Annotated in this window: 14 protein-coding genes; 5 read left to right on the forward strand and 9 right to left on the reverse strand. The window is 68.0% G+C overall.

What is annotated here, in order from left to right; genetic code table 11:
* Positions 1 to 103: 103 nt before the first annotated feature.
* On the forward strand, positions 104 to 1,498 hold the full coding sequence (locus tag GBZ48_RS30570) for a YcjX family protein (protein WP_174474461.1): 1,395 nt from the start codon (positions 104 to 106) through the stop codon (positions 1,496 to 1,498).
* Positions 1,495 to 2,517, forward strand: a complete 1,023-nt coding sequence (locus GBZ48_RS30575) for a TIGR01620 family protein (protein WP_174474462.1) — start codon at positions 1,495 to 1,497, stop codon at positions 2,515 to 2,517. The genes GBZ48_RS30570 and GBZ48_RS30575 overlap by 4 nt, the downstream gene beginning before the upstream one ends.
* Before the next feature lie 7 nt (positions 2,518 to 2,524).
* Here GBZ48_RS30575 and GBZ48_RS30580 read toward each other — a convergent pair whose 3' ends face one another.
* The 8 genes from GBZ48_RS30580 to GBZ48_RS30615 all read right to left on the reverse strand — a co-directional run bounded on the left by GBZ48_RS30580 (position 2,525) and on the right by GBZ48_RS30615 (position 12,939).
* On the reverse strand, positions 2,525 to 3,076 hold the full coding sequence (locus GBZ48_RS30580; RefSeq protein WP_174474463.1) for an arsenate reductase ArsC: 552 nt from the start codon (positions 3,074 to 3,076) through the stop codon (positions 2,525 to 2,527).
* A 114-nt stretch (positions 3,077 to 3,190) separates the two neighbouring features.
* Positions 3,191 to 3,889 carry a pirin family protein gene (locus tag GBZ48_RS30585; RefSeq protein ID WP_174474464.1) on the reverse strand — a complete coding sequence of 233 codons (699 nt, stop codon included), beginning with the start codon at positions 3,887 to 3,889 and terminating at the stop codon, positions 3,191 to 3,193.
* Positions 3,890 to 4,009: 120 nt separating this feature from the next.
* Positions 4,010 to 5,458 (reverse strand): ATP-binding protein, encoded by a 1,449-nt coding sequence (locus GBZ48_RS30590; RefSeq protein ID WP_174474465.1) that lies wholly within the window; start codon positions 5,456 to 5,458, stop codon positions 4,010 to 4,012.
* Positions 5,459 to 5,551: 93 nt separating this feature from the next.
* On the reverse strand, positions 5,552 to 6,232 hold the full coding sequence (locus GBZ48_RS30595) for a pseudouridine synthase (protein ID WP_174474466.1): 681 nt from the start codon (positions 6,230 to 6,232) through the stop codon (positions 5,552 to 5,554).
* A gap of 7 nt (positions 6,233 to 6,239) precedes the next feature.
* On the reverse strand, positions 6,240 to 6,557 hold the full coding sequence (locus GBZ48_RS30600; protein WP_174474467.1) for a CcdB family protein: 318 nt from the start codon (positions 6,555 to 6,557) through the stop codon (positions 6,240 to 6,242).
* Positions 6,557 to 6,796, reverse strand: coding sequence for a type II toxin-antitoxin system CcdA family antitoxin (locus tag GBZ48_RS30605; protein WP_174474468.1), 240 nt, complete (start codon positions 6,794 to 6,796; stop codon positions 6,557 to 6,559). The genes GBZ48_RS30600 and GBZ48_RS30605 overlap by 1 nt, the downstream gene beginning before the upstream one ends.
* Before the next feature lie 142 nt (positions 6,797 to 6,938).
* On the reverse strand, positions 6,939 to 8,564 hold the full coding sequence (locus tag GBZ48_RS30610; RefSeq protein WP_109049745.1) for a fumarate hydratase: 1,626 nt from the start codon (positions 8,562 to 8,564) through the stop codon (positions 6,939 to 6,941).
* 256 nt (positions 8,565 to 8,820) lie between these two features.
* Positions 8,821 to 12,939, reverse strand: coding sequence for a Pls/PosA family non-ribosomal peptide synthetase (locus GBZ48_RS30615; protein ID WP_174474469.1), 4,119 nt, complete (start codon positions 12,937 to 12,939; stop codon positions 8,821 to 8,823).
* A gap of 723 nt (positions 12,940 to 13,662) precedes the next feature.
* Between GBZ48_RS30615 and GBZ48_RS30620 the strand changes: the two genes are divergently transcribed.
* Both GBZ48_RS30620 and GBZ48_RS30625 read left to right on the forward strand, forming a co-directional pair.
* Complete coding sequence (locus tag GBZ48_RS30620) at positions 13,663 to 14,442, forward strand: SDR family NAD(P)-dependent oxidoreductase (RefSeq protein WP_246307570.1); 780 nt, start codon at positions 13,663 to 13,665, stop codon at positions 14,440 to 14,442.
* A gap of 52 nt (positions 14,443 to 14,494) precedes the next feature.
* Positions 14,495 to 15,775, forward strand: a complete 1,281-nt coding sequence (locus tag GBZ48_RS30625; protein WP_174474470.1) for an MFS transporter — start codon at positions 14,495 to 14,497, stop codon at positions 15,773 to 15,775.
* A gap of 7 nt (positions 15,776 to 15,782) precedes the next feature.
* Here the strand turns inward: GBZ48_RS30625 and GBZ48_RS30630 are convergent, their stop codons facing one another.
* Positions 15,783 to 16,265 carry an Lrp/AsnC family transcriptional regulator gene (locus GBZ48_RS30630; RefSeq protein ID WP_109446087.1) on the reverse strand — a complete coding sequence of 161 codons (483 nt, stop codon included), beginning with the start codon at positions 16,263 to 16,265 and terminating at the stop codon, positions 15,783 to 15,785.
* 133 nt (positions 16,266 to 16,398) lie between these two features.
* On the opposite strand from GBZ48_RS30630, the gene GBZ48_RS30635 reads away from it, so the two are divergent.
* Positions 16,399 to 18,810, forward strand: coding sequence for a transketolase-like TK C-terminal-containing protein (locus tag GBZ48_RS30635; RefSeq protein WP_174474471.1), 2,412 nt, complete (start codon positions 16,399 to 16,401; stop codon positions 18,808 to 18,810).
* Positions 18,811 to 19,401 lie beyond the last annotated feature (591 nt).

Here is a 19,401-nt window from a genome sequence, read left to right on the forward strand (position 1 = left end):
TTCCAAACGTCGCACCCCGCTCTCCCTTGCGTCCCGGCCCCTCGCATCCCTGCCGGCCGACCCCATATAGGGCCGGTCATCGGCCAGACGTGAACGACCGCCCGTGCGCATTCCCGACCTGAACAGCCTCTACGACGCCGGCAGCCGGCTTCTCCTGGAATCGACGGTGCGCGTTGGCGTCACCGGGCTGCGGCGGGCGGGCAAGACCGTCTTCGTCACCGCCATCGTCGACAATCTGCTGAAGAGCGGGCGGCTGCCCTTCATGGATGTCGTCTCGTCCGGCCGCTTCCAGGCGGCGCGGCTGCGGCCGCAGCCCGATCCCGACGTGCCACGCTTCGATTTCGAAGGCCATCTCGCAGCCCTGACCGGCCCCGACCCCCATTGGCCGGAGCCGACGCGCGGCATCGGCCAGATGCGCGTCTCCTTGCGCTACCGTCCGGATTCGGCGCTGAAGCGCACCGTGCAGCCGATGGCGACGCTCAATCTCGACCTCGTCGACTATCCCGGCGAATGGCTGCTCGACCTGCCGCTGCTGCGCCAGAGCTTCGCGGAATGGAGCACCCAGACGCTGGAGCTTGCCGCCCGTCCGCCGCGCGACGAGTTGTCCGCCTCCTGGCGCGGCTGGCTCGCCACCATCGACCCGGCCGCCCCGGCGGAGGAGGAGGCCGCGCGGCGTGGGGCAGCGCTCTACACCGACTATCTCCACGCCTGCCGCCGTGCCGACACGCTGCTCAGCCTGATCCAGCCCGGCCGCTTCGTCGAACCCGGAGACATGAAGGACGCGCCGCTGCTGACCTTCTGTCCCCTGCATGGCGGCCAGCCCAACGGATCGAGGGGCCGCGGCAGCCTGTGGGCACTCATGGAGGAGCGGTACGAGGCCTACAAGACCAACGTCGTCCGCCGCTTCTTCGCCGAACATTTCGCCCGGCTCGACCGCCAGATCGTACTGATCGACGTGCTGGGCGCGCTGAATGCCGGCCCCGCCGGGATGGCCGACATGAAGCGGGCGCTGGAATTGAGCCTGGAGCCGTTCCGTCATGGTTCGTCGGGCTGGCTCGACTGGCTGTTCGGCAGCAAGATCGACCGCGTGCTGTTCGCCGCGACCAAGGCCGACCACATCGCCGCCCACCAGCATGCCCAGCTGCGGGCGTTGCTCGACCGGCTGGTCGGCGATGCCCGCAACGCGATCCGCTTCGAAGGCGCCCAGGTCGAGACGATGGCCATCGCCGCGCTGAAATGCACCGAGAGCGTGGTGACGGAGCATGAGGGCCGGCAGCTGCGCTGCGTCCGCGGCGTCCCCGTCGGGCGCGACCGTCCGACCGTGCTGTTCCCCGGCGAGATCCCGGAGGATGCCGAGGCTTTCCCACCCGGCCGCGACCGTCCCTACAACTTCCTGGCCTTCCGCCCGCCCGACGACCTCGGCCGCGACCCGCGCGGCCTGCCGCACATCCGCGTCGACCAGGCCCTGCAATTCCTTCTCGGGGACTATCTGACGTGACGGAGCGCGAGACCGCCCCCCGCAAGCCGTCGCCGGGATGGATCCCGCCGATGGAGCTGGAGCTCGACCGCGCAGCACCGGTGCCGGCGGAGGAGGAGACCGCCCTGCTGACCGGCTCCGGCGATCCCGCCGACCTGCTGCCGGCCCCGGCCACGCCGGTGCGGACCACGCGCAGGCTCGGGCGCTGGCTGTTCGGGGCGCTGGCGGCGCTGGTTCTGGTGGCGCTGGGCTTCGACACCGCCGACCTGCTGGCCCGCGCCTTCGCCACCAGCCTCGCTCTCGGTGTGCTGGTCGGTTTGCTGGCCGCCACCGCCGGCATCGCGGCCCTGGCGATGCTGGTGACCGAGCTGCTGTCGCTCCGCCGCCTGCGCCGCATCGAGGAGCTGCGGGCCGAGGCCGGCCGGCTTGAGCTGGACGCCCCCGGCGGCCGGGCCGACCGTTTCGCCGGATCGCTGGTGGCGCTCTATGCCGACCGGCGGGAACTGGCTCCGGCGCTTGCCCGCGTGCGCGACCATGTCACCGACGCCCATGACGAGCATGAGGTGGTCCGGCTGCTCGACCGCGAGGTGCTGAGCCCGCTCGACCGCGCCGCCTATCAGCGGGTGCTGCGCGCCTCGCGCGACACCGCCGTCGCCACCGCGCTGAGCCCGGCGGCGCTGCTGGATTTCGCGGTGGTTCTCTGGCGCAACCTGAAGTTGGTTCGGGAGATCGCCGCACTCTATGGCGCCCGGCCCGGCTATGTCGGCTCGCTGCGGCTCCTGCGCCGGATGCTCGCCAACATCGCCGTCGCCGGGGTGGCGGAAAGCGCCCACCATGTGGCGGTGGAGGCGCTGGGCGGGTCGCTCGCCGCCGCCATTTCCACCCGGATGGGGCAGGGGGTGATCAACGGCCTGCTGACCGCGCGGGTCGGGCTGACCGCCATGCACCTGTGCCGCCCCATCGCCTTCGGCCCGGACAACCGTCCCAGCCTGAACCGCATCAGGAAGGAGCTGCTGTCCCTGCCCAAACAGGTGCTGTGATGTGGCTTCAGGCGTCGGCCATCACGTCCGCATCGGAGCCACGGCCGGTGCCGAAGGCACCATGGACAGTGCCGATGGCATGCAGCGAGCTTTGCAGGGTCAGCCGGTCCAGCTGCTCCACCCGCAGGCTGGCGAAGATCTTGATTCGGCTTTCCAGCTCCACATAGGTGCGGCGGAAGGCCATGCGGATGCGGTCCTCCGTCCCGCTGGCGGCCGACGGATCCTCGACCCCCCAATGGGCGGTCAGCGGCGTGCCGTTCCACACCGGGCACATCTCGCCTGCGGCCTGATCGCAGACCGTGAAGACGAAATCCAGCGCAGGCGCATCCGGCCGGGAGAACTCGTCCCAGCTTTTGGAGCGCAGGCCATCGGTCGGCAGGTTGAAGGCCTTCAACGTCGCCAGCGTGTGCGGGTTGATCCGGCCCGACGGATGGCTGCCGGCCGACCACGCGTGGAAGCGGCCGGCACCCCACCGCCGCATCAGGCATTCCGCCATGATGCTGCGTGCCGAATTGTGGGTGCAGAGAAACAGGGCATTGTAGGTTTTCTGCTCGGTCATTGCCAACCCCAGGGTTCGGCCCGCCGGCAGGGTGTCGGCGGGAACGGGACGGCGGCACTGTGCCGTCCGCCCCGTTCCCGGTTCAAATCAAGCTTTTATGTCAAGCCTGACACCTTATGCGAGGTCGAAGACCAGCACTTCGGCCTCATTCGCCTGGTCCAGCGTCACCGCCTCCTCATCCGACAGCGCTGCGCCGTCGCCGGCCTTCAGCAGGGTGCCGTTCAGATGGACCCAGCCGCGGGCGACCTGGACCCAGGCATGGCGGCCGGGGCGCAGCGGCAGCGTGGCGCTTTCCTCGCCGTCCAGCAGGGCGGCATACAGATCGACATCCTGATGGATGACGGTGCTGCCGTCGCGACCGTCCCGCGACCCGACCAGCTTCAGCGTGCCGCGCTTCTGCTCGGCCGGGAAATCCGCCTGCTGGTAGCCGGGCGCCAGATTGTTGGCCTCCGGCAGGATCCAGATCTGGAGGAAATGCACCGGTTCGGTGTCCGACGCATTGTACTCGCTGTGGCGGATGCCGCGGCCGGCGCTCATCACCTGGACCTCGCCGGGACGGATCACCGACCCGGTGCCGATGGAGTCCTTGTGCTCGAGCGCGCCGTTCAGCACGTAGGAGACGATCTCCATGTTGGCATGCCCATGGGTGGGGAAGCCGGCGCCGGGGATCACCCGATCCTCGTTGATGACCCGCAGGGAGCGGAAGCCCATATGGCCGGGATCGAAATAATGGCCGAACGAGAAGCTGTGGTTGCTGTTCAGCCAACCCATGTTGGCGACCCCACGCTCGTCGCGATGGCGAATGGTGATCATGGTGGAACCCTCCTTTGCCGTTGGGGTGTGTGCCCGTGTCTGGAGGGGAATTTGGCACCGGACGCCAATTCGAACAATCCAGCGCGTTTACACCAGATCGTTCCCCGTGGCGCGACAATTTCACCCTGCCAACGGCACGCCCACGGCAAACACGGTTCCACGACCTTCCACCGACCGCACCGTCACCGGATGCCCCAGCAGCCGGGCCAGACGTTCAACGATGGCGAGGCCGAGGCCGATGCCCTCGCTGCGGTCGCGGTCGGGGCGGTCGAGCTGGACAAACTCCTCGAAGATGCGCTGGCGGTCGGGTTCGGCGATGCCGCGGCCGGTGTCGTAGACCTCGATCCACAGCGTGTCGCCACGGGTGCGGCAGCCGACCAGCACGCCGCCGCTCTCGGTGTAGCGGATGGCGTTGGCGATCAGGTTGCGGACGATCCGCTCCAGCAGGGCGGGATCGCTGCGCACGACCGCATCGGTCGGGATGGCCCGCAGCCGCAGCCCCTTCGCCTCCGCCTGTCCGGCAAACTCGGCCTCGAGCTGGTCGAACAGGGGGGAGAGCGGCAGGTCGGCCGGCTTCGGCGACACCACCCCCGATTCCAGCTTGGAGATGTCGAGGATGGCGTTTAACAGGTCGCGCATCGATCGTTGAGCCGCCTTCAGGTCGGTCAGCAGGGCCGCCGCCTTGGCGCTCTGCGGCTGGCGTTCCAGCATGCCGGTGAACATGCCGATGGCCTGCAGGGGCTGTTGCAGGTCGTGGCTGGCATGAGCGAGGAAACGGGACTTCGCCCGGTGCGCCTGCTCCGCCGCGGTCTTGGCGGTGTGCAGTTCGGCCGTCCGTTCGCGGACCTGCTGTTCCAGCGTGGCGTTGGCCCGCTCGATGGTTTCCGCCATGCGCAGGATTTCGGTGAACTGCCGGCGCACCTGCCGCGTCATCGGCCGGAAGATCGCCAGGGCCTCCACCGCCAGGATCAGAAGAGTGATCAGCAACACCGCCAATCCCAGCCGGTGCAGGGTCTGGAAGCCCGCCTCGCCCTCCTCCTGATAGAGCGCGACCATCTCCTCCAGCCGGTCCAGCAGCGGACCGAGCGCCTGGGCGGTAATGCGGTCGGCCTCGGCAGGGGCCGGGGGCCGGCCCGCCGCGGCGGCGGCGATGACGCGGCGCAAGGCGGCGATATGCCCGGTCACCACCGGGTCGAGCGGGTCGGGGCCGCTGAAGAACAAATCACGCGGCGGCGGACCCAGCGGCGGGCCTTCCTCCGGCCCGGCTCGGCCGCTCAGGCGCCGGTGGGTGGCCTCAAACAGGCCCGTGGCGTCGTCCAGCCGCTGGGCAAGGTCGGCGCGCACCGCCGGATCGGTGGCGCTCTTCAGTTGCTCCACCAGCAGGGCCGTCCGCTGCGACAGCATGCGCTGGCGGCCGGAGACGTTGACGACCTCCAGCATGCGTTCGTGCTGGCCGATCACGCGCTCCGTCATGACGAAGCCGGCCAGCGTGCCCAGCGCGATCAAGGTCAGCGCCAGGGCGTAGCGCAGGGTCATCCAACGGGCTGTCGTCGTGCCGATCGGTATCATGCGCTCGTCCCCCGGGCCGTGATCGCCCCAATGCCGACAGCGATCATGGGGCAGCCTGCCGCATCGCAGCAAGGCCAGAGCGTGGCGTTGACGCTATGACGCTTCGGTAAAGCCGCAAGCCTCCAAGGCCGCCCGCATGTGCGGCGGAACCGGGGCCACGGCGCCGACCGGGTCGCGCTTGGGATAGAGCGGCAGTGAGATGGCGCGGGAGTGCAGGTGCAGCGGCTTGCCGTCTGGCCCGCCATATTGCGGATCGCCTACCAGCGGGCAGCCGATGGACGCGCAATGAACGCGGATCTGGTGGGTCCGGCCGGTGTGCGGCGTCAGTTCCAGCCAGGTCAGCCCATCGGCCTGCCCGCGCACGACATAGTCGGTGACCGCCGCCTGTCCGTCGGGCGAACCGACGATGCGCCAGCCGCCGGTCTTGTTGGAAATCTTGGCGAGCGGCAGTTCGATCCGCCCGGACTCCTGCGGCGGCGTGCCGGCGACCACCGCCCAATAGGTCTTATCGACCTTGCCGTTCTGAAACAGGATGCCGATCTTGCGCAGCGCCTTGGCATGGCGGCCGAGGATCAGGCAGCCTGACGTGTCGCGATCCAGACGGTGGGCCAGCGACGGCGGCTTGGGGAAGCCGAAGCGCAGCGCGTCGAAATGCCTCTCCAGGTTCGGTCCGCCGGCAGGGCCGGCATGGACCGGCAACCCGGCGGGCTTGTCGAGGATCAGCATCAGCCCGTCACGGTAGAGGATGCGGTCTTGGATTTGGGCGGGTGTCACGGGTTACTCATCCCCAGGCACGGGAAATCAGAAGGTCGATGGCGGCGATGATGCGGTCGCTGTCGCTGGCGAGGCAGCAGACCTTCTCGCCGAGTTGATCCGTCGGAACAGAGGCAAGCTGAATTGGATTCAGAATGACTGCCTTGCCTTCGATCAGAAACTTTGGAGTTAAGGAGGGGTCCGTGCTCTCAACCCTGTCCGCCGGCAGCAAAGGTGCGATCACCCTGCGGCCCGACGCGTCGAAACGTTGCGATTGCACGATCACGAGATATGGAATTCCCGAGCGCGCTGCGGTTCGGTTCCGATGTACGTCGAATTGAGCCATTACAGGTGATCGAGATGCTCGTCGGCAAAAGAGCCATATCTGGCGTCGAAGTCGTTCAGCGCCGCAATTGTCGCATCCAAGCGCCGTTCGCGATCCGCTTTCGCCACCTCGTCGGCCAGCATCTTTTCGACCCGTTCCGACAGGTCGCCGGGAAGGGACTGGGCGCGTTGCAGGATGTCCTCGTCCAGCGACAAGGTGATGTCCCGCTTCGGCGCACGCCGGTCATAGACACCGTCCATTGCAAAGTCCTTCCCGATTCCGATGGCCCGATCCCAATGCGATGAAGATAGGCGCCCCCGGTGCCATCCCGCAAGCGGGCAGGGAAAAGGGCGCGGGGCCTCCTACAAGGCGCCGCGCCCTTTCACGTCCCGTCAGCCCGGATCAGGCGAGCTTCAACTCCTTGAAGAAGTCGTTGCCCTTGTCGTCGACGATGATGAAGGCGGGGAAGTCCTCCACCTCGATGCGCCAGATGGCTTCCATGCCGAGTTCGGGATACTCGACGCACTCCACCTTCTTGATGCAGTCCTGGGCCAGACGGGCGGCGGCACCGCCGATGGAGCCGAGATAGAAGCCGCCATGCTGCTTGCAGGCCGCCGTCACTTCCGCGCTGCGGTTGCCCTTGGCCAGCATGACCATGGAGCCGCCGGCCGCCTGGAACTGGTCGACGAAGCTGTCCATGCGGCCCGCCGTCGTCGGACCGAAGGAGCCCGAGGCGTAGCCTTCCGGCGTCTTGGCCGGGCCGGCATAGTAGATCGGGTGGTTCTTGAAATAGTCGGGCAGCGGCTCGCCGGCGTCCAGGCGGGCACGCAGCTTGGCATGGGCCAGATCGCGGGCGACGATCAGCGGACCGGTCAGCGACAGGCGGGTGCGGATCGGGTACTGGCTCAGCGTGGCGCGGATCTGCTCCATCGGCTGGTTCAGGTCGATCTTGACGACGTCGCCCGACAGATGCTCGTCACCGATCTCCGGCAGATACTGGGCCGGATCGGTCTCCAGCTGTTCCAGGAAGATGCCGTCCTTGGTGATCTTGCCAACCGCCTGACGGTCGGCCGAGCAGGACACGCCGATGCCGATCGGCATGGAGGCGCCATGGCGAGGCAGGCGGATGACGCGGACGTCGTGGCAGAAATACTTGCCGCCGAACTGGGCGCCGATGCCCATGTTCTGGGTCAGCTTGTGGACCTCCGCCTCCATCGCCAGATCGCGGAAGGCGTGCGCATCCTCGCCGCCCTCGGTCGGCAGATTGTCGAGATAACGGGCCGAGGCCAGCTTCACCGTCTTCAGGTTCTGCTCCGCCGACAGGCCGCCGATGACGATGGCGAGGTGGTAGGGCGGGCAGGCCGAGGTGCCGAGATATCGGATCTTGTCTTCCAGGAACTTCAGCAGCCGGTCGGGCGCCAGAACCGACGGCGTGGCCTGATGCAGGAAGGTCTTGTTGGCCGACCCGCCGCCCTTGGCCATGAACAGGAACTTGTAATAGTCCTCGCCCTCGGAATAGATGTCGATCTGCGCCGGCAGGTTGTTGCGGGTGTTCTTCTCCTCATACATGGAGATCGGCGCCAGCTGGCTGTAGCGCAGGTTGCGCTTCAGGTAGGCGTCGCGGGCCCCTTCCGACAGGGCGGTCTCGTCGCCGCCCTTGGTCCAGACGCGGCGGCCCTTCTTGCCCATGATGATGGCGGTGCCGGTGTCCTGGCACATCGGCAGGGTGCCGGCGGCGGCGATGTTGGCGTTCTTCAGCAGGTCGAGCGCCACGAAGCGGTCGTTGGCCGACGCCTCCGGATCGTCCAGGATCTTGGCGAGCTGGGCCAGATGGCCCGGACGCAGCAGATGGTTGATGTCGGAGAAGGCAGCCTCGGCCAGCAGGCGCAGACCCTCCGGCTCGACCTTCAGGATCTGCTCGCCGTCGAACTCGACGACCGAGACATGATCCGAGGTCAGCTTGCGGTAGGTCGTGTCGTCCTTGGCGAGCGGAAACAGGCCGCGGGCTGAGGCGATGTCGTCGGGCATTGGGGCGTTCCTTCATGACGATCCAACGGCCGCCATTCGCCTCCGCGGGACAAGGTCCGGCCGGACGCGCGAAGGGGGCAGGCCGCGCTCGGCCCCCCTTATACACCGCTGCGGGACGTAAACAACCATCGGCGGGAAGAAGGGCGCGCGACGGTTTGTCGTCAGATGAATGAAGGGCCGAAGACAGGCAAAAGAAAAGGCCGGTACACCGGAATGGTAATACCAGCCTTGTCTTCTCGTCCCTGACGCCGGCTGCTTACGCCGCCGCCTTCACCCGGCCGGTCACTGCGGCGTGGGCAGGAGCGGCGGGCTCGGCCGGGGCGCCGACCCAGTCGCCATGGGCGGGGATTTCCTCACCCTTCATCACCAGGGTCAGCGGGCCCAGGCGGGCGAAGTCGCCGACATGGGTGTCATAGAGCACGGTGGCACCGGCCCCTACGGTGACGCCGGTCCCGACCGATACCCGGCCGACCTTCATCACGCGGTCCTCGTACAGATGGGTCTGCAGGGCCGACAGGGCGTTGATGGCGCAATAATCGCCGACCGACACGCAGTCGAACTCCGTGATGTCGGTGGTGTCCATGTAGACGCCCTGGCCGAACTTCGTGCCGAACAGGCGCAGCACCCAGGGCAGCATCGGCGTGCCACGCAGATGGTCGAGCAGGACCTTGCCTGCCAGACCCCAGTAGAGCACGGCCACCGCCTCGGTCCGCATGGCCCACCAGGACCACATCGGCTTCATGGTGGGGGCGTAGCGGCCCATCAGCAGCCACTTCACCAGCGCCACCACCAGCACCATCGCGGCAGGAATGGCGACGCTGACCGCCAGGAACTGCCAGGCGAAGGCGCCCCAGCGCTGGTCGAGGATGGCGGGAGCGAAGAACTCCACCGCGAAGGTGCCGAAGGTGATGAACAGCATCGACGGCATCGACAGGCTGAACGCCTCGAACACGGCGCGTCCCAGACGGCGGGCGCGCGACGGCTCGAAGGTCCAGTTGGCCGACACGTTGTCGAACTTCTGGCGCACCGGCAGCTTGATCGGCGGGCTGCCGAACCAGGTGTCGCCGGCCTGCATCTCGGCATTCGCCGGCGGCTTGGACTTGATGCCGATCAGCGTGCCGGTGGGGATGGAGGCGCCCGGCGGCACCACGGCGTCGTTGCCGACGAACACGCGGGCCTCGGTCTTCACCGGTTGCAGATGCATCCAGCCGCGGCGGATGTCCTCGTCGCCCAGCACGACCTCGTCGGCGATGAAGCACTTCTCGCCGATCTCCACCAGATCGTAGCGGCCGGCGAGGTTGGTCGAGATCTCGGCGTCGCGGCCGATCTTGGCGCCCATCAGACGGTACCAGGCCCGCATGTAGACGGTGGCGTAGAGCGAGCTGAGGGTTTCCAGCATCACCTCGGTCGCCAGCGCCACGACCCATTTGCGGACGTAGAACCAGCTGTGGACCGAGTAGGAGCCGGCCTCCACCTTCGGCAGCACGATCCAGCGCATGGCGGCGATCAGCAGCACGGTGAAGGCCACCAGGAACATGGCGGTCGGCCACGCGATGGCGGGAACGTAGTAGAGGTAGTTGACCTTGAACACCCCGCCCATCCAGGCGTCGAGCTTGTCGAACAGGTAGAAAGCCGGGAAGATCGGGATCAGCGCCACCGGCGGCAGGCCGACCAGGGCGACCAGATAGATCAGCGTCTGGGCGGCGCGCTTGACGATGCCGGCGCGCGGCTCCTCGGGAGGGGCGGCGCGGTCGACGGTGCCGACCTTGCGGGCGGGCGAACCGTCCCACTGCTCGTAGTCGCCGGTGTGGGTGCCGGCGGCGAGCGCGGTCAGGTCGGCCAGTTCGGTGCTCTTGCCGACGACGGCATCGTGGCCGATGACGCAGGAGGTGCCGATGTAGGCGTCCTCGCCGATCTCGATGGTGCCGATCACCAGCTCGTTGCCGATCACCTCGGCATTGGCCATCTTCACCTTGCCGCCGGTCGAGGCGCCGCGGCCGATGCTGACCAGATCGATGGCGCCGGATTCGAACTCGCCGATCATCGCATCGGCGCCGACCCTGGCGCCGAGCGCGCGCAGGAGCAGCCGCATCACCGGCGACCCCTGGAACCATTTCAGGTGGACCAGCGCGATGAAGCGCTGGGCCAGCCACCAGCGGTAATAATAGACGCCCCACAGCGGGTAGCGGCCCGGCTTGGTCCGGCCGATGATCAGCCATTTCGCCGCGACGGCGATGGCGACGGTGGCGATGTTGATGACGACGTAGACGCCGAACATCGTGGTGATTTCGCCGAGGATTCCGGCATCCTCGCCGGACAGCAGCATGTAGCTGACGAACACGCCCAGCCACTGCACCGTCATCAGCGCCAGGATGATCGGCAGCGCCGCGGCCTGAGCCAGTCCGCACAGCAGCCGGCGGGCCAGCGGCGGCGGATCGAAGGACAGGTCGGCCGGCTTGGCGCCGTGACCCGCCGGAGCCTTGGAATCGAGCCGTTCGGCCATCGCCCGCAGCGTGCGGGCGCCATAGACGTCCTGAAGGGTCAGGCTGGCCAGCCCGGCGGTCTCGCGCACCGCCGAGACGAAGCGCGCCGCCAGCAGAGAATGGCCGCCCAGGTCGAGGAAGAAGTCGGCCTCCAACGGGATCGACTGGCCGGGGAAGACACGGCGGGCGGCCTCCAGCAGCGTCGCCTCGGTCGGGCTGCGCGGCTCCTCCTGCTCGCCCGCACCGGCATCCTCGGTCAGGGCCATCGCCTGGAGCGTCTTGCGGTCGGCCTTGCCGGAGGTCAGGCGCGGCAGTTCCGCCACCTGTTCGTAATGCGCGGGCACCATGTAGGCGGGCAGCTGCGCCCGCAGCGCGTCGCGGAGCGCGGTCTTGTCGAGGGAGGCCCCCGGCTGTGCGACCAGGAAGGCGACCAGACGGTCCATCCCGTTGTCGGTGCGCAGGACCACCGTGGCCTGGGCAACACCGGCCAAGTCGGTCAGCTTCGCCTCGATCTCGCCCAGCTCCAGCCGGAAGCCGCGGATCTTCACCTGATCGTCGATGCGGCCATGGAAGCGCAGGTTGCCGTCGGCATCGACGCTGACCGCGTCGCCGGAGCGGTAGAGCAGCGGATCCGGATGTGGGCTTGGCATACCGGAGCGGAACGGGTTGGCGATGAACTTCTCCGCCGTCAGCTCCGGCCGGCCGAGATAGCCCTGGGCCACGCCGGGTCCGCCGATCAGCAGCTCGCCCTGGGTGCCGGGGGCCACCGGCTGCAATGCCTCGTCCACCACATAGCAGGTGTAGTTGGGGATCGGGCGACCGATGGTGACGGGGGTGTCGGGATGGACCTCGGCCACCGTGGCGACGACGGTCGCCTCGGTCGGGCCATAGCTGTTGAACAGGCGCCGGCCCGGCCGGCACCAGCGTGACGCGACGGCCGGCGGGCAGGCTTCGCCGCCCAGGATGACGACGCGCAGCGAGGGAATGTCCTTCGGCAGCATCGCCAGCAGCGTCGGCACGGTGTCCAGCACGGTGACGCCGGCCTCGGTCAGCACGTCGGCCAGCCGGTCGGCCTCGTCCAGAACCTGACGGCTGGCGACCCACAGGGTGGCGCCGGCCAGATAGGGGACGAAGATCTCCTCGAGCGACAGGTCGAAGGCCACCGAGGCGCCCTGGAACGCCACGTCGTCGGCGGTGATGCCGTAGACGCTGTTGGCGGCGCGCAGGTAATGGCAGATGTTGCGGTGGCTGATGACGATGCCTTTGGGCTTGCCGGTCGAGCCCGAGGTGTAGATGGCATAGGCCGGGCCGTCCGGCGTCACCCCGTCGGCCCGCAGGTCGAACGGCTCCTCGCTGTCGCTCAGCACATCGCCGATGCGCAGGACCTGGACATCGGCGCCGCTTGCTGCCAGCGTCGCCGCCTTGGTGCCGGTCACCAGATCGATCAGGATCGCCGGGGCGGCGCAGTCGGTCAGGCTGACCGCCACGCGCTCCGCCGGGGCATCGGCGTCGAAGGGCAGATAGGCGGCGCCGGCCTTCAGGATGCCCAGCAGCGCCACATGCAGGTCGAGCGACCGCGCCATCCACAGCCCGACGAAGCAGCCGGGGCCGATCCCGCGCGCCCGCAGGCCGTGGGCGACCCGGTTGGCGCGCGCGTCCAGCTCGGCATAGGTGACGCGCCGGCCTTCATAGACGATGGCCGTGCGGTCCGGATGCGCCGCGGCGGTCGCCTGTGGGATGTCGGACAGCAGTTCGTCGCGCAGAAGGGACGGATCGACCCGGCCGCTCAGCGTCGGGACCGTCGGAGTGGCGGTCCACGGAGCGGAGATCGTCGATTGACCGGCCGGGGAAACATCGGTCGGGCCGTTGGCCCGCGCAGTCAGCAGAGTCACGCTGTGTCAGCCTTCCAAAAGGAATCAGCGCGGTGGCGCCAAACGGACCCGATCGGCATACGGTCCCGGCGGTCGGCTGAACGCGGCAATGGGCCGCTCGCAAGTTGTGGCGCTTTATGGTTAACGAATGCTTGCCGCTCGGCATGTCGGCACCCGTACCGATGGGAGATGACAAGTCTTGGGCTGCCCAAGCGCTGCGAAAGCAACATTCGCCCAACCGAAAGAAAGTGGAAGACCCGACGGCACCGGATACATGCAGTTACATGAACGGGCATGTTCGCGCCTTCATGATCCGTTGTGCGGCAAGGGTCAAGCTTATCCTTATGGAACTGAATCGAAGGGAAGGGCCCTGTGTCGGGGCCATCACATGCCCTGCCGAAGGACCCGCGGACCGGTGACTTGCGGCGTGGACGATGCCATGCGCAGTTCCGGTTGCCGCTGTTGGGCAGTGTCGCAACCAAGACCAGAATAAGCCTCCCGAATGGGTGGGCGTTCACGGCCCGTGGCCGCCTGTTCCCGCGGTTCCCGTCCGTTCCGCGCACATGTGGTGTCGATCGCGGCGTTGCGCTATTCGGGCGGCGCATGGCTGGGGCTCCGGGAAACCGGGCTCGCCCGCCGTTTTCATTATGGACATCATCAAAACGAAAATTGATGATGATCGTCATCAATGGCGCCCGGCACCGGCCGGCGCGCACAAGCCGGACGCAAGGACAGGAGAGGGCCATGAGCGTTGTGATGAACACGACCGGGACGGACATGAGCGGGCGGGTCGCCCTGGTCACCGGAGGCACGTCGGGGATCGGGCGGACGACGGCGCTGGCCTTTGCCGGAGCGGGGGCAACCGTGATCGTCACCGGCCGGCGCGAGGCGGAGGGTCTGGAGACGGTGGAACTGATCGGCCGTGCCGGCGGCTCCGGCCATTTCGTGGCCGCCGATGTGGCCGATGGAGCGGAGGTCGCCGCCCTGTTCGAGCGGATCGAGCGCGACCATGGCCGCCTCGACGCTGCCTTCAACAATGCCGGCATCCATCAGGTCGCTCCGGTCACCGACATGGACGAAGCTGATTTCGACCGCGTGCTGACCGTCAATGTGAAGGGCGTCTGGCTCTGCCTGAAGCATGAACTGCCGATCATGCTCCGTCAGGGCCGCGGCGCGGTCGTCAACACCGGGTCGGTGCTGGGGCAGATCGGCATGGCCGGCAACGCCGCCTATTCCGCCAGCAAGGCGGCGGTGGAGGGGCTGACCCGCACCGCGGCCATCGAGGTCGCGTCCTTTGGCGTGCGCGTCAACGCCGTCTGTCCGGCGATCATCCAGACGCCGATGACCCAGGGCTCGTTCGGCGGCGCGGAGCGGGTGGAGGCGGTGATGGGACCGCGTCATCCCGTCGGCCGCGTCGGTCGTCCGGAGGAGGTGGCGGCGGCGGTGCTCTGGCTCTGCTCCGATGCCGCCGGCTTCGTCACCGGCCAGTCGATCAACATCGACGGCGGCGTAACCGCTCAATAACCGGCTCCACCAATAGGGCCCATAGCAAGCCAGCCCCCGGAGACCCTAGCCGATGCTGTCCACCCCTCTCGCCGCCGCCCTGGCCCGGCGCGACATCCACTATGCCTGGGTCGTCGTCGCCGTCACCTTCCTGTCCATGCTGGTGTCGGCCGGGGCGGTCGGCGCGCCCGGCGTCCTGCTGCTGCCGCTCCAGCGGGAGTTCGGCTGGGACACCGCCGACATCTCCACCGCCATGGCGATCCGGCTGCTGCTGTTCGGGCTGATGGGCCCCTTCGCCGCCGCGATGATCAACCGCTTCGGCGTCCGCCGCATGGTGCTGTCCTCGCTGACTCTGGTCGGCGGCGGGCTGCTGGCTTCGCTGGCGATGCGGGAGGTCTGGCAGCTGATCCTGTTGTGGGGGTTCGTCGTCGGCTTCGGCACCGGCCTGACCGCCATGGTGCTGGGCGCCACCATCGCCACCCGCTGGTTCGTCGCCCGCCGCGGGCTGGTGATCGGGCTGCTGACCGCCAGCTCGGCCACCGGGCAGCTGGTCTTCATGCCGCTGCTGTCGATGCTGACGGAGGCCTATGGCTGGCGCACCGCCATAGCCCTGCTGTGCGGTTTCATCGCCGTGGCCGCCCTGGCGATGCTGGCGCTGATGCGGGACCGCCCCGCCGATCTCGGCCTGTCCGCCTTCGGCGAGGTCGGGGCCGCGGCCCCTGCCGTGCCGGCCGGCGCCATCCTGTCGGCCGCGCTGGGAGCGTTGCGGGACGCCGCGGGGACGCGGGCCTTCTGGGTGCTGTTCGCGACGTTCTTCATCTGCGGTGCCAGCACCAACGGCCTGATCCAGACCCACCTGATCCCGCTCTGCGTCGATTTCAGCGTGCCGGAGGTGCAGGCCGCCGGCCTTCTGGCCCTGATGGGCATCTTCGACTTCGTCGGCACCGTCGGGTCGGGCTGGCTGTCCGACCGCTACGACAACCGCTGGCTCCTGGTCTGGTATTACGGTCTGCGCGGCCTGTCGCTGCTCTATCTGCCCTATTCGGACTTCACCCTCTACGGCCTGTCGGTCTTCGCCGTCTTCTATGGGCTGGACTGGATCGCCACTGTCCCGCCGACCGTGCGCCTGACCGCGGAGCGTTTTGGCCGGGAGCGCGCCAATCTGGTCTTCGGCTGGATTTTCGCCGGCCACCAGTTGGGTGCCGCCAGCGCGGCCTTCGGCGCCGGCCTGTCGCGCACCGCGCTGCAGACCTATCTGCCGGCCTTCGCCACCGCCGGCGCGCTGTGCCTGCTCGCGGCGGTGCTGGTTCCGATGGTCGGCAGCCGTGCCAAGCCGGTGGCGGCGGCGGACTGATGCGGCCTCACTCCCCGAGATGTTCCAGCGGCAGGGCGGTGCGGTAGCGCACCTGTTTCAAGGCGAAGCTGGAGCGGATGTTGGCGACGCCGGGGATGCGGGTGAGGTGCTCCTTCAGGAACCGCTCATAGCTGGCGAGGTCCGGCACCACCACCCGCAGCAGGTAATCGGCGTCGCCGGTCATCAGGTAGCATTCCAGCACCTCCGGCCGCGCCATCACCGCCGCCTCGAACCCGTCCAGCCGCGCCTCGACCTGCCGCTCCAGGCTGACGCTGACGAAAATGTTGACCGGCAGGTCGACGGAGGCCGGATCGACCAGCGCCACATAGCGGGCGATCACGCCCGCATCCTCCAGCGCCTTGACCCGGCGCAGGCAGGGGGAGGGCGACAGGCCCACCCGCTCCGCCAGTTCGTTGTTGGGCAGCCGGCCGTCCTGCTGGAGGGCGGACAGGATCTTGCGGTCGATGCGGTCGAGGGGCTGTTTTGGCATGAGATGCCGTTTCCCATATTATCCTGGCATCTGATGCTAAAGCGCAACCGCGGCCGGCGCTACTTCGCAAGCATCTGCCGGATCACAAATGATAGGCTGCTCCAATCATAAACCTGCGTTTGGGAGCAGACCCATGACCGCGAACCAGCCGTCCTCCGCCGATCTCGCCTGCCTGGCAGAGCTGGAGCGCAAGGTACTCTGGCTTGCGTCCTGGACCATCCACAATGCCAACCATGTCCGTCCCAACCTGGACGGGATGAAGATCGGCGGCCATCAGGCCTCCAGCGCTTCGATGTCGACCATCCTGACGGCGCTCTACTTCTCGGCCCTGCGGCCGGAGGACCGGGTGGCGGTGAAGCCCCACGCCAGCCCGATCTTCCACGCCATCCAGTATCTGCTGGGCAACCAGACGCGGGAGAAGCTGGAGAATTTCCGCGGCTACAAGGGCGCCCAGTCCTACCCGTCCCGCACCAAGGACGTGGACGACGTCGATTTCTCCACCGGTTCGGTCGGGCTGGGGGTGGCGCAGACCCTCTTCGCCTCGCTGGTGCAGGATTACCTGAAGGCCAAGGGCTGGGCGCCCGGCCTGCCGGAAGGCCGCATGGTCTCGCTGGTCGGCGACGCCGAGATGGACGAGGGCAACATCTTCGAAGCCCTGCAGGAGGGCTGGAAGCATGGCGTGCGCAACACCTGGTGGATCGTCGACTACAACCGGCAGAGCCTGGACGCGGTGATCCGCGAAGGGCTGTGGGAGCGGCTGGAGAACATCTTCCGCGCCTTCGGCTGGGATGTGGTGATCCTGAAATACGGCACCCTGATGCAGGAGGCGTTTACGGAGCCGGGCGGCGAGCGGCTGCGCCAGTGGATCGACACCTGCCCCAACCAGCTCTATTCGGCCCTGACCTATCAGGGCGGAGCGGCATGGCGCCGCCGCCTGATGGACGATCTGGGCGACCAGGGCGACGTCACCCGCCTGATCGAGCGCCGCAGCGACGAGGAACTGGCCCGGCTGATGGGCAATCTCGGTGGCCATGACCTGCCGTCGCTGCTGGAGGCCTTCGCCCGGGCCCGCACCCACGACCGGCCGGTCTGCTTCATCGCCTACACCGTCAAGGGCTTCGGCCTGCCGCTGGCCGGCCACAAGGACAACCATTCCGGTCTGCTGACCCGCGAGCAGATGGAGGGCTTCCGCGCCGCCAACAAGGTCCGCGCGGGTCATGAGTGGGACCGCTTCGAGGGAGCCTCGCTGCCGGACTCCGCCCTGGAGGGTTTCCTGCGCCGCGTTCCCTTCGCACAGAAGGGGCGCCGCCGCTACGAGGCGCCGGCGGTCGCCGTGCCGTCCGCGCTGGCGGTGCCGACGCAGAAGAGCCTGTCGACCCAGGCCGCCTTCGGCCTGATCCTGAACGAGATCGGGCGGGAGCGCTCGCCGCTGGCCGAGCGCATCGTCACCACTGCACCCGACGTCACCGTGTCCACCAACCTCGGTGCCTGGGTGAACCGGCGCGGGCTGTTCGCCAAGAGCGAACTGGCCGACCTGTTCAAGAAGGAGCGCATCCCCTCCACCTACAGCTGGGAATTTTCGCCGAAGGGCCAGCATCTGGAACTGGGCATCGCCGAATCCAACCTGTTCATCCTGCTGTCGGCGCTCGGCCTGTCGCACAGCCTGTTCGGGGAGCGGCTGCTGCCGATCGGCACCGTCTACGACCCCTTCATCATGCGCGGTGCCGATCAGTTGAACTACGCCTGTTATCAGGATGCCCGCTTCATGCTGGTGGCGACCCCCTCCGGCATCACGCTGGCGCCGGAGGGTGGGGCGCACCAGTCCATCGCCACGCCGCTGGTCGGCATGGCACAGGATGGGCTGGCCTATTTCGAGCCGGCCTTCGCCGATGAGCTGGCCGTGGTGATGCGCTGGGCCTTCGACTACATGCAGCGGGACGGGGAGGGCACCCCCGGCGAGCGCAACTGGTTGCGCGACGAGACCGGCGGTTCGGTCTATCTCCGCCTGTCGTCCCGTGCGCTGGAGCAGCCGACCCGGACGATGGACGAGGATCTCGCCCGCGACATCGTCGATGGCGCCTATTGGCTGCGCAAGCCGGGGCCGAACGCCCAGGTGGTGATCGCCTACACCGGGGCGGTGGCGCCGGAGGCAATCACCGCCATTGGCATGCTGGGAGAGGACCGGCGCGATGTCGGGCTGCTGGCGGTGACCTCCGCCGACCGGTTGCATGCCGGCTGGAGTGCCGCCCAGCGGGCGCGCGAGCGCGGCCTCGGCCATGCCCGCGGCCATATCGAGCGGCTGCTGGAGGGACTGCCGCCCCATTGTGCGCTGGTGACGGTGGTCGATGGCCATCCGACGACGCTGGGCTGGCTCGGTTCGGTCGCCGGTCACCGCACGCGGGCGCTGGGTGTGGAACATTTCGGCCAGACCGGCACCGTCGCCGACCTCTATCGCCATTACGGCATCGACGCGCATGGCATCGTCGCGGCTGCCGAGGCGGCGTCTCCCGGCCGGCCTGTCCGCCATTTGCGGGCCATCGGCTGACCCCGCGCTATGTCTCCTGTTGCTGGGAACGTCCGGTCCGTTCTCCGAACGCTTCCCGGTAGCGGTCGCGTATATACGCGACCGGATTGCCGCCCACGACCCTCAGCGTGGTGACGTTTGCCAACGAGTGCGGCCGGCGCCCGCCCTGAAACGGGGAGGTCAAAAAAATCGTCATGGGAGTGAAGAAAGTTCTTGCGCGGTTGGGTGGAGGCCGCATATAAGACGCCTCCCGACGCGAACGACGCCGGCGCCGCCGAAACGGCAGCGACCGACACGCGAACGGGAAGCCCGACAAACCGGCGCTTGACAGTCGAACCCCAAGGGTTCGGCGGGGCAGCGGTTTCTGCATCGGGCGGGTTCTTTGACAAGTTTATACCGTGTTGTGAGAAGGGATGCGCAGGCGGCGGCAGTTGGTAGCCGTTGCGGCCTTGTGGTGCTGGGTCTCTTTGGGGATCGGCACAATCGAGGATCGTCTGTGCATCTTTTGAGCAGAGAAACTGTAACAGTATCGACGTTTCAGGAGATCGCCTAGGCGGTCCTGTCAGTCGTGGCTTCGGCTGCGATCTGAACCTGAGAGTTTGATCCTGGCTC

It is taken from the genome of Azospirillum melinis, from assembly GCF_013340935.1.
Lineage (GTDB): Bacteria > Pseudomonadota > Alphaproteobacteria > Azospirillales > Azospirillaceae > Azospirillum > Azospirillum melinis.